This window comes from Brevundimonas sp. (assembly GCF_965227765.1).
Taxonomy (GTDB): Bacteria; Pseudomonadota; Alphaproteobacteria; order Caulobacterales; family Caulobacteraceae; genus Brevundimonas.
Genome location: NZ_OZ245778.1, coordinates 887,784 through 902,100 on the forward strand (window position 1 = coordinate 887,784; position 14,317 = coordinate 902,100).

Here is a 14,317-nt window from a genome sequence, read left to right on the forward strand (position 1 = left end):
CCGGAACCGACCCCTAGTGACCACGCAAGATTCCTCCTCGAACCCGATCGCCGCCGGCCCGCGCCGGTCGTCGGTCATCACCGCAGGCCCCAACCGGGCGGCGGCGCGGTCCTATCTGCGTGCGGCGGGCGTGACGGACGCCGACTTCGACAAGCCGATGATCGCCATCGTCAACACCTGGTCGACCGTCACGCCCTGCAACATGCACCTGGACCGGCTGGGTCGTGACGTGCGGGCAGGCATCATCGCGGCGGGCGGCTATCCGGTCGACTTCAACACCATCGTCGTCACCGACGGCATCTCGATGGGCTCGCCGGGGATGAAGGCCTCGCTGATATCCAGAGAGATTGTCGCCGATTCCATCGAGCTGGCCGTCGAGGGCCACCAGCTGGACGGCGTCGTCTGCATCGTCGGCTGCGACAAGACCATCCCGGCGGCGGCCATGGCCCTGGCCCGGATGGATATCCCCGGCCTGGTCTATTACGGCGGCACCATCCTGCCCGGCGTCCTGCCCACCGCCGACGGCGGGACCAAGGAGGTTTCGGTCCAGGAGGTGTTCGAGGCCATCGGCGCCCACGGCGCGGGCACGATCGACGACGCCGAGCTGAAGCGTGTCGAAAGCGCCGTCTGTCCGGGCGCCGGCGCCTGTGGCGGCCAGTTCACCGCCAACACCATGGCCATGGCCCTGACCGTCATGGGCATCTCGCCCATGGGCGCCAACGACGTTCCCGCCGTCGATCCCAACAAGGGCGCCGAGGGCGAACGCTGCGGCCGCCTGATCGTCGAACGGGTCAAGGCCGGCGACAACGCCCGCAAATTCATCACCCGCGACAGCCTGATGAACGCCGCCGTCGCCGTCTCGGCCTCGGGCGGTTCGACCAACGCCGTCATGCACCTGACGGCCATCGCCACCGAGGCCGGGGTCGATTTCGGCGTCGAGGACTGTCACCAGGCCTGTGTCGCGGCGCCGGTCATCTGCGACCTGAAGCCCGGCGGGCGGTTCCTGGCGTCCCACCTGTTCGCGGCGGGCGGCACCCGTCTGGTCACCCAGCGTCTGGCCGAGGCCGGCAAGATCGTGGACGCCCCCACCGTCACCGGCCGCAGCCTGTTCGCCGAGGCCGCCGAGGCTGAAGAGGCGCCGGGCCAGGTCGTCGTCAGCACGGTCGCCGAGCCGGTCATGGATCGCGGCTCCTACGCCGTCATCTATGGCGATGTCGCGCCCGAGGGCGCGGTCATCAAGCTGACGGGCCACAAGGTCGATGTCTTCGAAGGCCCGGCCTGCGTCTTCGATTCGGAAGAAGACGCCTTCCACGCCGTCCAGGACGGTTCGGTCGGCGAGGGGGATGTCATCATCATCCGCTACGAAGGTCCGCGCGGCGGCCCCGGCATGCGCGAGATGCTGCAGGTCACCGCCGCCCTGAAGGGCCGCCAGATCTCCAACGTCGCCCTGCTGACGGACGGCCGGTTCTCGGGCGCGAGCTACGGCTTCGTCGCCGGCCACGTCTCGCCGGAAGCGGCGGTCGGCGGCCCGATCGCCCTGGTCCGCGACGGCGACCGCATCCGCATCGACGTCACCAACCGCCGCATCGACGTGGACGCCGATTTGGCCGCGCGTCGCCAAGGCTTCACCCCTCGCGCCATGGCCCCCGCCCACGGGGTCTTCGCCAAATACCGCGCCAGCGTCGCCTCGGCCTCGCAGGGCGCCGTCACCATTCCCAACCCGCCGCCGGCCCAAGTTCCGGCCAACGCAAAAGCCCACCAGGAAGCGTAAGACCATGCAAATCTACACCAACGACGACATCCGCCCCGGCGTCATCGCCGGCCAGAAGATCGCCATCATCGGTTACGGCTCGCAGGGCCGCGCCCACGCCCAGAACCTGAAGGATTCGGGCCATGACGTGATCGTCGGCGTCCGCGCGGGCGGCAAGGGCTGGAAGAACGCGCAGGCCGACGGCCTGGCCACGGCCGAGCCTTCGGAAGCCGTCAAGGACGCCGACATCATCGCCATCCTGACGCCCGACATGGCCCAGAAGGAGGTCTATGAGACCCAGATCGCGCCCTATGCCAAACAGGGTTCGGCTCTGCTGTTCGCCCACGGCTTCTCGATCATCTACGGCCGCGTCGTTCCGCGCGAAGACATGGACGTCATCCTGGTCGCGCCCAAGGGGCCGGGCGATCTGGTCCGCCGCGAGTTCCAGAAGGGCGCCGGCGTCCCCTCGCTGTTCGCCATCGAAAAGGACGTCACCGGCAAGGCACGCGACCGCGCCATGGGCTATGCCAAGGGTAACGGCGGCGCGACCGGCGGCCTGCTGGAAACCTCTTTCCGCGAAGAGACCGAAACCGATCTGTTCGGCGAACAGGCCGTCCTGTGCGGCGGCGCCAAGGAACTGGTCATGGGCGGCTTCACCACCCTGGTCGAGGCCGGCTACCAGCCCGAGATCGCCTACTTCGAATGCCTGCACGAGCTGAAGCTGATCGTCGACCTGTTCTACGAGGGCGGCATCACCAAGATGAACGAGTTCATCTCCGAGACCGCCAAATGGGGTTCGGTCGTCTCCGGCCCGCGCGTCATCAACGGCGAAACCCGCGAGCGCATGAAGGAAATCCTGGCCGAGATCCAGTCGGGCCAGTTCGCCCGTGAATGGATCGCCGAGAACGAAGCCGGCAAGGGCGCCTATGACGCCCTGGTTAAGGCCGACGCCGAGCATCCGATCGAGGTCGTCGGCGCGGGCCTGCGCGAGCGCATGGCCTGGCTGCACGCCCCCAAGTCCGCGGCCGCCTGAGCCTCGGACCGAGCTGAATAGAGAAGCATGATGAGCGCCGCCGCCGCCACCTTCAAACCCGCCACGCAAGCCGCCCCCCAGTCGGGCGCGCGTCTGGTTGTCTCCACTCTGGAGAAGCTGGGGGTAGAGGTGCTGTTCGGATATCCCGGCGGCGCCATCATGCCGATCTATGACGCCCTGGCCGGGTCGAGCCTGCGCCACTACCTGTGCCGTCACGAGCAGGGCGCCGCCTTTGCGGCTGACAGCTACGCCCGCGTCTCGGGCAAGGTCGGGGTCTGCATGGCCACCTCCGGTCCCGGCGCCACCAACCTGGTCACCGGCATCGCCAACGCCATGCTGGATTCCATTCCCATGGTCTGCATCACGGGCAATGTCGCCCAGGGCGTCATGGGCATGGACGCGTTTCAGGAAGTCGACATCCTGGGCGTCACCCTGCCGATCGTGAAGCACTCCTATCTGGTCCGTCACGCCGCCGACATTCCGGCGGTGATCGAGGAGGCCTTCCACATCGCCCGCTCGGGCCGTCCCGGTCCGGTCCTGATCGACCTGCCCAAGGACGTGCAGTTCGAGATGACCACGGAGCCGCGCGGCATCCATCTGTCGAACGAGACCCATATCGCCGAGGATGCGGTGATCGCGCAGGCCGAGGCCGCCATCCGCGCGGCCAGGAAGCCTGTCCTCTATATCGGCGGCGGGGCCAAGATCTCGGGCGCCGTCGAGGCGGTTCGCGACTTCGCCCGCATGACCGGCATCCCCCAGGTCTCGACCCTGAACGCCCTGGGCACCATCCCGACGGGCCAGGACAACTTCCTGGGCATGCTGGGCATGCACGGCACGCGCGCCGCCAACGAGGCGGTTCAGGAAAGCGACCTGCTGATCGTCGTCGGCGCCCGGTTCGACGACCGCGCCACTGGCAAGCTGGCCGAGTTCGCCCCCCACGCCGGCGTCGTCCATTTCGACATCGACCCGTCCGAGATCGGCAAGCTGCGCAAGGTCGCGGTCGGCGTGACCGGCGATCTGAAGCCCAATCTGGAAGCCCTGAACGCCAGTCTGGCGGCGGGGCCGGCCATCGCGGTCAACGACTGGGCCGACCGCTGGCGCGCCCAATCGATCGCCCAGGCCTTCGACTACAACGCCCCCGGCGAAGGCGTCTTTGCGCCCCAGCTGCTGAACGAGCTGTCCAGGAAGGCCGGCCCCGGCTTCATCGCCGCCTGCGATGTCGGCCAGCACCAGATGTGGGTGGCGCAATACTGCGAGTTCTCGCGGCCCCAGGCCCACGTCACCTCGGGCGGTCTGGGCTCGATGGGCTTTGGCCTGCCTGCGGGCATCGGCGCCAAGCTGGCCGAGCCCGACGCCTGCGTCGTCACCATCACCGGCGACGGCGGGGTGATGATGAACATCCAGGAACTGGCCACGGTCAACCGCTTCAAGATCCCGCTGAAGATCGTCCTCTTGGACAACTCGCGCCTGGGCATGGTGCGTCAGTGGCAGGAGTTCTTCTTCGAGCGGAACTTCTCCGAGGTCGACCTGTCCGACAACCCCGACTTCGTGAAGGTCGCCGAGGCCTTTGGCATCGAGGCCTTCCGCATCGACAGCCGCGATCAGGTCTCGGCCGGCATCGACCGCCTGCTGGCCTGCGAAGGCCCGATCCTGGCCCATGTCATTATCGATCCCGAAGACAATGTCTGGCCGCTGGTTCCGCCGGGCAAGAACAACGCCGAAATGCTGGAGGGCGCACGATGAGCGACACCATTCATATTCAGATCGACCGGGCCGACGGCGCGCTTCAGCGTCTGATCGGCCTGGTGGAGCGGCGCGGCTTCTTCATCGACGGCATGGACATGGCCTCGGAAGGCTCGGCCCTGCATATCGCCATGACGGTGCGCGGTCGCGACGCCGGTCGTTCGATCGACAATCTGGGGATGCAGATCGACCGCCTGATCGGCGCGCGGAGGATCTCCAACGACGCCGCCTTTCGTTCGGCGGCCGCCTGAGCCATGAGCGTCGCGCGTACCCTGTATGAGAAGGTGTGGGACAGGCACCTGGTCGTGGCCGAGACGGAGGCCACGCCCGGCGTCCTCTATATCGACCTGCATCTGGTCCATGAGGTCACCAGCCCTCAAGCCTTTTCCGAGATCGAAAGCCGGGGCCTGAAGGTTCGCCGCCCCGACCGCACCTTTGCGACCCTGGACCACTCGACCCCGACGCTTCCGGCGGTCAACGGCCAGCGCCCCTATGTCACCGACGAGGCCCGCGATCAGGTCTCTCGGCTGGAGAAGAACTGCGCCGCCCACGGCGTGGAACTGGCCGGCTGGGATTCCGACGCGCGTGGCGTGGTCCACGTCATGGGGCCCGAGCAGGGGCTGACCCAGCCTGGAATGACCGTGGTCTGCGGCGACAGCCATACGGCGACCCACGGCGCCTTCGGGGCCCTGGCCTTCGGCATCGGCACCTCCGAGGTCGGCCATGTGCTGGCGACCCAGTGCCTGTTGCAAAGGAAGTCCCAGACCCTGCGCGTCACCGTCGATGGCGAGCTGCAGCCCGGCGTCTCGGGCAAGGATGTGGCCCTGGCCGTGATCGCCGCCCTGGGCTTTGGCGGCGGCACCGGCTTCGTGATCGAATACGCCGGCAGCGCCGTCACGGGCCTGGACATGGAAGGGCGGATGACCCTGTGCAACATGTCGATCGAGGCCGGGGCGCGGGCGGGCATGATCGCCCCCGACCAGAAGACCATCGACTGGCTGCGCGGCCGGGCCAAGGTTCCGCAGGGCGCCGCCTATGACGCCGCCGCCGCCGAATGGCTGGCTCTGGCCAGCGATCCGGGCGCGGTCTTCGACAAGGAAATCACCCTGGACGGGTCGGCTATCCGGCCAATGGCGACCTGGGGCACCACCCCGGACGCCGGCGCGCCCATCGGCGAGCGCGTGCCCGAACCCCGGTCCGATTCTGACCGCAAGGCCATTGCCTACATGGGCTTCGAGGCCGGCCAGACGACGACGACCCAGGCCGTGGACGTGGTCTTCATCGGCTCGTGCACCAACGGGCGGCTGCCCGACCTGCGCGCCGCCGCCGAGGTGCTGAAGGGCAGGAAGGTCAAGGACGGCGTGCGCATGCTGGTCGTGCCGGGCTCCGAAGCCGTGCGTCGCGACGCCGAGGCCGAGGGCCTGCATACCGTCTTCACCGAGGCGGGCGCCGAATGGCGTATCCCCGGCTGTTCGATGTGCATCGCCATGAACGGCGACACCGTGGGGCCGGGCCAACTGGCCGTCTCGACCTCCAACCGAAATTTCGAAGGCCGTCAGGGCAAGGGCGCCCGCACCATCCTGGCTAGCCCGGCCACCGCTGCGGCCTCGGCCATCGCCGGGGTCCTGACCGACCCGCGCGTCTATCTGAACGAGGCCGTCGATGCCTGAACCCATCACCGTTTTCACCTCGCGGTCGCTGATCCTGTCGCAGGCCAATATCGACACCGACCAGATCATCCCGGCGCGGTTCCTGACCACGACTGAGACGACCGGCCTGGGGGCCAAGGCCTTCTATGACTGGCGTTATGAAAGCGACGGTTCGGCCAAGCCCGAGGCCGTGCTCAACCGCATCGACCCAAGCGAGCATCGCATCCTGGTGGCCGGCGACAATTTCGGCTGCGGATCGTCTCGCGAGCACGCGCCCTGGGCTTTGTACGACTATGGCTTTCGGGCGGTGATCTCGACCAATATCGCCGACATCTTCACCTCGAACGCCCTGAAGAACGGCCTTCTGCCCATCGTCGTCGATCAGGCGACCTGGGACGATCTGGTGGCTCATCCCGAACAGCCGGTGACCATCGACCTGGAGACAAACGAGGTTCGGCGCGGCAACCACCCGCCCGTGACCTTCGCCGTCGAGGCCTTCGCCCGCCAGTGCCTGCTGGACGGCGTCGATACCCTGGGCTGGCTGCAGGCCAAGCTGCCCGACATCGAATCCTTCGAGCGCGAACACGCGCCCAAACAGACCGAGTCCGTCCGATGACCACGCCCAAGACCTTTGACATCGCTCTGCTGCCCGGCGACGGCGTCGGCCCCGAAGTCATCGCCGCGACCAAGGCGGTGCTGCAGATCATCGGCGACTTCTACAGCCACGAGTTCCGCTTTTCCGAACACCTGATCGGCGGGGCGGGCATCGACAATGGCGGCGATCCCCTGCCGCAGGCGACCATCGACGCCTGCCTGGCCTCGGACGGCGTACTGCTGGGCGCCGTGGGCGGACCCAAGTGGGATGGCGGCAAGCGTCGTCCCGAAGAGGGCCTGCTGGGTCTGCGCAAGGCCATGGGCCTGTTCGCCAACCTGCGGCCCTTGCAGGTCTCGCCGGTCATGGCCCACCGCTCGCCGCTAAAAAAGGAGATCGTCGACGGCGTCGATCTGATCGTCTTCCGCGAGCTGACCGGCGGCGTCTATTTCGGCGACAAGGGCCGCAAGGACGACGGCTCGGCCTATGACGTCTGTTCCTATTCGATCCCCGAGATCGAGCGCGTCACCCGCGCCGCTTTCAAGATCGCCGAACAGCGGCGCGGCAAGGTGACGTCGGTCGACAAGGCCAATGTGATGGAGACCAGCCGCCTGTGGCGCGAGGTCGTCACCCGCATCCATGCCGAGGAATTCCCGCAGGTCGAGCTGAAGCACGCCCTGGTCGATTCCATGGCCATGCATCTGATCCAGCGGCCGCGCGACTATGACGTCATCCTGACCGAGAACATGTTCGGCGACATCCTGTCGGACGAGATCTCGGTGCTGGGCGGATCGATCGGCCTGTTGCCTTCGGCTTCGCTGGGCACGAGCGGTCCCGGACTGTTCGAACCGATCCACGGCTCGGCGCCCGACATCGCCGGAAAGGACCTAGCCAACCCGGTCGGGACGATTCTGTCTGCGGCGATGCTTTTGCGCCACGGTCTGGGCCTGGAGGATGAAGCGAGCTCGATCGAGGCCGCAGTGGCCGCCGTTCTGGCCGCCGGGGCCGTCACCGCTGACCTGGGCGGCGAACTGGGCACGCGCGCGGCGGCCGAGGCCGTCGTTGACGCCATTCGCGCCATTCACTGGGCCGCCGCCCATCGCGTGCAGATGCACTGGGGCTAAAACCCCGCCTACGGTCGAGCTTTGCGCATATCGCACCTGCGAACGCCAGAATCTGGCGCGATAGACGCAGAGTTCGGCCAAACGCACCCTTTACTGCCTGATGATTTTCGACCGGCGCATTAAAATTGCGCCGCGCGATGCGATGCCCCTTGCGCATTTCCAAATTGCGGTAAACATTTCGCACTTGCGAGAAAGCAAAGGGGATGCAACTCATGTCAAATATCTGGAATAGGGTGCCGGGCGTACTTGCCCTGCTATTGATCACGGCCGCGTTATTCTACGCCGGCGGTGCATTCGCGCAGGACGCTGCACCAGCTCCCGCCGTCGCCGAGGCCGCCGCCCCAGCGCCTGTCGATATCGCCGCCGCTTCGGGTTCTGGCGCCGCCGCGACCACGACTGCCGAAGCTGAGCCCGAAGCCCCGGCTCCGACCCTTCTGGCCCACCAGGCCCCGCTGGAACTGGACGCCGCCGCCACCAGCTGGCTGGGCACTTCGACCGCTCTGGTTCTGCTGATGACCCTGCCGGGTCTGGCGCTGTTCTATGGCGGCATGGTGCGGCGCAAGAACGTGATCGCGACGATCACCCAGTCGGTCGGCGTCTTCGCCGTCGTGTCCCTGGTGTGGTTCATCGCCGGTTACTCGATCGCTTTCAGCGCCAACCCGAACGAGGCGCTTCAGCCCTTCGTCGGCGGCTTCGACGCCCTGTTCCTGAACGGCGTGTCGCTGCAGACGGCCAACAGCCTGCTGCCGGGCATCCCGGAGTTCCTGTTCATCTCCTTCCAGATGACCTTCGCCATCATCACGCCGGCCCTGATCACGGGCGCCTTCGCCGAGCGGTTCAAGTATTCGGCGCTGCTGTTGTTCACGGCTCTGTGGTCGCTGCTGATCTATGCACCGATCTGTCACTGGGTCTGGGGCGGTGGTTTCCTCGGCGCTGCGGGCGTGCTGGACTTCGCCGGTGGTGCGGTCGTTCACGTCAACTCGGGCGTCGCCGGCCTCGTCTGCGCCATCTTCCTGGGTCGCCGCAAAGGCTATGGCGTGGATCCGATCACCGCTCACAACCCCGTCCTGACCATGATCGGCGCCTCCTTGCTGCTGGTCGGCTGGATCGGCTTCAACGCCGGTTCGGCGGGCGCCGCCAACGAACTGATGGGCGTGGCTCTGCTCAACACCATCCTGGCCGCTGCCGCCGCCGCCATGACCTGGAAGCTGATCGAGGTCATCGAGAAGCGTAAGGTGTCGCTGATCGGCATGCTGTCCGGCGTCGTCGCCGGTCTTGTGGCCATTACGCCTGCCGCAGGTTTCGTCGATCCCAAGGGTGCGGTCATCATCGGCCTGATCGCCGGTCCGGTCTGCTACATCTCCTCGGTGTGGATCAAGAAACTGCTCCGCTACGACGACAGCCTGGACGCCTTCGGCATCCACGGCGCGGGCGGTCTGATCGGCGCCCTGCTGACCGGTGTGTTCGCCTCGACGGCCATCAACAGCCTGGGCGAAGGCGCCAGCGTCGTGCCTCAGGCCCTTGGCCTGGCGTGGACGATCGCCTACTCCGCCGTCGGCACCTTCGTGATCCTGATCATCTGCAAGTTCACGACGGGCCTGCGCGTCACCGACGCCCAGGAAGCCGAGGGTCTGGATTCGACCCTGCATGGCGAAGCTCTCGAGCACGTCTGAACCAAACGCCGGGCGCGACTTCCCTCGCGTCCGGCGCCGGCCCTTCGGGAATAGATCCCCGAAAACCTACGACCCGACCAAGACTTCCAACGACCCAAAAACAATGAGGGGATACTCATCATGAAAATGACTTCAGCCTGCGCGGCCGCCGCCGCGATCCTGGCCCTGACGGGCGCCGCTTCGGCCGTTTCGGCCCAGGAGTTCGACGTTGCCTACAACGCCGCGCTCGGCACCGACTACGTCTATCGCGGCGCCAGCCAGACCGACAGCAAGCCAGCTGTCTCGGGGGGCATCGACGTCACTGCGGGCAGCTTCTACGTCGGAACCTGGGCCTCGAACGTCAAGTTCGGCGACGGCACCGATGCCGAGATCGACCTGTACGGCGGTTATCGCACTGAGGCCGCGGGCTATGCGCTGGACCTGGGTGTCGTCGGCTATTTCTACGTCGGCGAACCTTCGGGCTCGGACTACGAGTTCGTCGAGTTCAAGGCCGCCGCCTCGCGCGCCATCGGCCCGGCGACCGTCGGCGCCGCCGTCTATTATTCGCCTGACTTCTACGGCCTCGACGACGAAGCCACCTATGTCGAGGTCAACGCCGCGTACAGCCCGGCCGACAAGTGGACCGTCTCGGGCGCCGTGGGCAACCAGTGGCTGGACGTCAGCGACGACTATCTGAACTGGCACGCCGGCGTGTCTTACGCCCTGTCGCCCGTCCTCACCGCCGACCTGCGCTACTACGACACCGATGTGAAGGGTTCGGACCTGTACGACGCCCGCGTCGTGGCCAGCCTCAAGACCGTCTTCTAGTCAGACACGACGTAAGACAGATCAGGCGCCGCCCGTAGAGATACGGGCGGCGTTTGTCGTTTCGGACAGGCGTCCGAGGCGCCTGCGGCCACTTTTGGTTACGGCCTTCGAAAACCAGTGGACCGCGAGCCGCACCGATGGAAGCGTAGCGTGACAACGAAAACCGCGCGCACGACGCGGGACGCCAGGAAGACGTCATGAGCCAATCAGAACACGCCTCGTCCGACGGGGGCGGCGCATCCGCCGTTCGCGGCGCCGGACCCGCCTTCGCCTATGTCACCACCCTGTTCTTCGCCTGGGGTTTCGCGACCTCGCTGATCGACCCGCTGATCGCGGCGGTGAAGAAGGTCTTCGACCTCAACAACACCGAGGCCTTCCTGACCGCCTCGGCCTGGTTCATCGCCTATGGCGTCGCGTCCCTGCCGGCCGCGTCAGTGCTGGCCAAGCTGGGCTACAGCCGCGCCATCATCGCCGCCCTGGCCGTCATGGTCGCCGGCTGTCTGATCGTGCCGATGGCGACGGCGGCCGACTGGTACCCGGGCGTGCTGATCGCCCTGTTCGTCATCGCCTCGGGCGTCACCCTGTTGCAGGTCGCGGCCAATCCGCTGGTGGCCGAACTCGGCTCGCGAAAGACCTCGCATTTCCGCCTGGTGCTGTCTCAGGCCTTCAACTCTCTCGGCACGACGATCGGGCCGTGGCTGGGCTCGCACGTCCTGCTGACCGGCGGGGTGTTCGCAGCCGGAGCCGTGGTCACCGTCGCCACGCGCGGCCAGTCGTTGCGCAGCATCGACCTGGCCTTCCTGGCCATGGCCGTCTTCTTCGCCCTGATCGCGGCCTTCATCTTCTCGGCCCGCAAGAAGATCAACGCGGCCGCCCCCTCGGCGACGGAAGGGGCCGTATCGCCGCTGAAGGCCCTGAGTTCGCCCTGGGCCATCTTCGGCGCTGTGGCCATCTTCATCTATGTGGGGTCCGAGGTGTCGATCGGCGGCATGATGACCAACTACCTGAACAGCCCCGAGGCGCTGAACGCTCCCATCGAAACCGCCGGCAAGCTGGTCGCCCTCTACTGGGGTGGGGCCATGATCGGCCGGTTCATCGGGTCGGCGGTGCTGACCAAGGTGCGCGCAGGCGTCGTTCTTGTGATCTGCACCATCGCTGCCGCCATCCTGTGTGCGGTGGTCACCCAGATGACCGGCCCGACCGCCGCCTATGCCGCCCTGTCGATCGGCCTGTTCAACTCGATCATGTTCCCGACCATCTTCACCCTGACGCTGGAGCGGTCTTCCGCGCCGACCTCGGCGACCTCGGGTCTGCTTGTGTTCGGCATCATCGGCGGCGCGCTTCTGCCGCTGCTGGCCGCACAGATCGGCGATCGGGCAGGCAGTTTGGGACCGGCCTTCATCGTGCCGCTGATCGGCTATGTCTGCCTGACGGTGTTCGCCATCGCCTGTATTCGGTCAAAGCCGCGCGAGGGTCTGGTGGGCGCGACGGCCTCGCCACACTGAGGGCCATCTTCAACGCGACGAAAGGGCGGGTCCTCGGATCCGCCCTTTTTCGTTCAGCGCAGGGCGGTGGCTGCGTCACCGCGTACCTGACAGACCAAGCTGCGCCGTCTAGGAAGGCGACACCGGCCACGAAAGCCCTTTGATGATCGACCCCGCCAGCGCCATGAGCCGACGTTCCGCACTCTCTCGCCTCGCCGCCCTGAGCGCCCTCGGCGCCGGCCTGTTCAGCGCGCCGCGTCGCGCCGCCGCGCGCCAGGCTGACGACCGCGCCCGCGTGCAGGACCTGATCGGGCGCATGACGATCCAGGAGAAGGCGGGCCAGCTGAACCTTCTGGGCGATCCCTTCCGGTTCCGGCCCAAGAACGTCAATCCGCTGGACGGCCAGGGCGATCCGGCCCGCGTCAGCCAGATGATCCGCCAGGGGCAGGTCGGCGCCCTGTTCAACGGCGTGGGCGCCGCGTCCGGACGCACCATCCAGCGGATCGCCATGGAGGAATCCCGGCTGAAGATCCCGCTGCTGTTCAGCGCCGACATCCTGCATGGGCTCGTCACGGTCTTCCCGGTGCCCCTGGCCGAGGCGGCGGCGTTTGATCCCGAACTGGCGCGGCGCACGGCGCGGGCGGCGGCGGTGGAGGGGGCGGCCTCGGCCATCCACCAGAACTACGCCCCCATGGTTGATGTGGCGCGCGACCAGCGCTGGGGCCGCGTCGTCGAAGGCGGCGGCGAAGACGTCTATCTGAACGAACTGCTGGCCACCGCGCGCGTGCGCGGCTTCCAGGGCGACAAGGGTCTGGCGGACCGCGACGCTCTGATGGCCACGCCCAAGCATTTCGCCGCCTATTCCGCCGCCGACGGGGGCATGGAATACAACTCGACCGACATGTCCGAGGCCATGTTGCGCGGGGTCTTCCTGCCGCCGTTCAAGGCCGCGATCGACGCGGGCGCTCTGTCGCTGATGAGCGGGTTCAACGACCTGAACGGGGTGCCGACCTCGGGCAACCACGCGCTGCTGACCGAGCTGTTGCGCGACGAGTGGGACTTCCAGGGTTTCGTCGTGTCCGACTACACCTCCGAACAGGAACTGGTGGCCCACGGCTTTGCCGAAAACGGCCGCGACGCCGCGCGCATCGCCCTCTTGGCCGGGGTCGACATGAGCATGATGTCGGGCCTGTATCTGCAGCATATCCCCGATCTGGTGGCGACCGGCGAGGTGCCGCTGGAGCGGGTCGATCAGGCGGTGCGGCGTGTGCTGATGGCCAAGGCGTCGCTGGGCCTGTTCGACAATCCCTATCGTGGCACGGACCTGGGGCGCGAACGCGCGGTGGTCGGCGCCCAGGCCCACTATGATCTGGCGCGCGAGGCCGGCCGTAAGTCCATCGTCCTGCTCAAGAACCAGAACGGCGTCCTGCCGCTGAAGCGCGAGGGCCAGAGGATCGCCCTGATCGGCCCCTTCGGCGCCGACGTGGACAATGTCTTCGGCCCCTGGACCATCTGGGGCGACGAAAGCCGCCGCGTTTCGCTGGAGGCAGGGATGCGTGCGGCCCTCCACGACCCCTCGCTGCTGACGGTGGCGCAAGGGTCGTGGATCGAGGTCCCGCTCGCGGGCGGGATCGCCGCGGCGGTTCAGGCGGCGCAGCAGTCCGACGTCGTGGTCCTGGCCATCGGCGAGGGCGCGGCCATGTCGGGCGAGGCCCAGTCGCGCACCGAGATCGACATCCCCGAGCCCCAGCGCGATCTGGTCGAGGCGGTCGCCGCCCTGGGCAAGCCGATGGTGGTGATCCTCAGGAACGGGCGGGCGCTGGAACTGTCCGGCGCGGTGGCGACCGCGCCCGCCATCCTGGTCAGCTGGTTTCTGGGTTCGGAGATGGGCCACAGCGTCGCCGACGTGCTGTTCGGCGCCCATTCGCCGTCGGGCCGCCTGCCGATCAGCTTCCCGCATCGCTCGGGCCAGCAGCCCTTCAGCTATGACCACAAGAACACGGGCCGCCCGGCCAATCCGGCCCTGGCGTCCGAGGAATATAAGGCCCGCTACCGCGAGACGACCAACACCGCCCTCTATCCGTTCGGCCACGGCCTGACCTATGGCGAGGTCGGATACGGCGCGCCCCAGCTGTCCAGCTCGACCCTGGCCTGGGACGGCCAGATCGCGGTCTCGGTCGAGGTGACCAACGCGGGTCCGGTTCCGGTGGTCGAGACGGTTCAGCTCTATATCCACGACCGGGTGGCCAGCCTGACCCAGCCGCGCCAGCGCCTGCGGGCGTTCGAAAAGGTCGATCTGGCGCCCGGGCAGACGCGGACGGTGACGTTCACCCTGGACCGCTCGCGGCTGGAGTTCGTCGGCGCCGACGGTCGGCCCACGGTCCAGCCGGGAACCTTCGACCTGTGGCTGGCGCCCTCGGCCCAATGGGGCGATCCGGTCAGCTTCGTCCTGGCGCGCTGAG

At 67.5% G+C, this 14,317-nt stretch carries 11 protein-coding genes; all 11 read left to right on the forward strand.

Translation table 11 applies throughout. From position 1 onward, the window contains the following. Positions 1–16: 16 nt before the first annotated feature. The 11 genes from ACO05L_RS04310 (at position 17) to ACO05L_RS04360 (ending at position 14,316) form a co-directional block, all read left to right on the forward strand. Entirely contained in the window at positions 17–1,771 is a 1,755-nt protein-coding gene (locus ACO05L_RS04310) for a dihydroxy-acid dehydratase (RefSeq protein ID WP_421730938.1), read from the forward strand. 4 nt (positions 1,772–1,775) lie between these two features. Continuing rightward, a complete protein-coding gene (gene ilvC, locus ACO05L_RS04315) occupies positions 1,776–2,783 on the forward strand; it encodes a ketol-acid reductoisomerase (RefSeq protein ID WP_421730939.1) in 1,008 nt (335 codons plus the stop codon). Between the two features lie 27 nt (positions 2,784–2,810). Then, positions 2,811–4,526 (forward strand): acetolactate synthase 2 catalytic subunit, encoded by a 1,716-nt coding sequence (gene ilvG / locus ACO05L_RS04320; protein WP_421730940.1) that lies wholly within the window; start codon positions 2,811–2,813, stop codon positions 4,524–4,526. Continuing rightward, entirely contained in the window at positions 4,523–4,777 is a 255-nt protein-coding gene (locus ACO05L_RS04325; RefSeq protein WP_421730941.1) for an ACT domain-containing protein, read from the forward strand. Before ilvG ends, ACO05L_RS04325 begins: the two co-directional genes overlap by 4 nt. 3 nt (positions 4,778–4,780) lie before the next feature. Further along, complete coding sequence (gene leuC, locus ACO05L_RS04330) at positions 4,781–6,196, forward strand: 3-isopropylmalate dehydratase large subunit (RefSeq protein ID WP_421730942.1); 1,416 nt, start codon at positions 4,781–4,783, stop codon at positions 6,194–6,196. Further along, positions 6,189–6,791, forward strand: coding sequence for a 3-isopropylmalate dehydratase small subunit (leuD, locus tag ACO05L_RS04335; protein WP_421730943.1), 603 nt, complete (start codon positions 6,189–6,191; stop codon positions 6,789–6,791). The genes leuC and leuD overlap by 8 nt, the downstream gene beginning before the upstream one ends. Beyond that, entirely contained in the window at positions 6,788–7,891 is a 1,104-nt protein-coding gene (leuB, locus tag ACO05L_RS04340) for a 3-isopropylmalate dehydrogenase (RefSeq protein WP_421730944.1), read from the forward strand. Before leuD ends, leuB begins: the two co-directional genes overlap by 4 nt. Before the next feature lie 212 nt (positions 7,892–8,103). Next, on the forward strand, positions 8,104–9,564 hold the full coding sequence (locus tag ACO05L_RS04345; RefSeq protein ID WP_421730945.1) for an ammonium transporter: 1,461 nt from the start codon (positions 8,104–8,106) through the stop codon (positions 9,562–9,564). Between the two features lie 120 nt (positions 9,565–9,684). Beyond that, positions 9,685–10,371, forward strand: coding sequence for a TorF family putative porin (locus tag ACO05L_RS04350; protein ID WP_421730946.1), 687 nt, complete (start codon positions 9,685–9,687; stop codon positions 10,369–10,371). A gap of 197 nt (positions 10,372–10,568) precedes the next feature. After that, positions 10,569–11,876, forward strand: a complete 1,308-nt coding sequence (locus ACO05L_RS04355; protein WP_421730947.1) for a sugar MFS transporter — start codon at positions 10,569–10,571, stop codon at positions 11,874–11,876. Positions 11,877–12,018: 142 nt separating this feature from the next. Beyond that, positions 12,019–14,316 carry a glycoside hydrolase family 3 N-terminal domain-containing protein gene (locus tag ACO05L_RS04360; protein ID WP_421730948.1) on the forward strand — a complete coding sequence of 766 codons (2,298 nt, stop codon included), beginning with the start codon at positions 12,019–12,021 and terminating at the stop codon, positions 14,314–14,316. The last annotated feature ends 1 nt before the right edge of the window (position 14,317 follow it).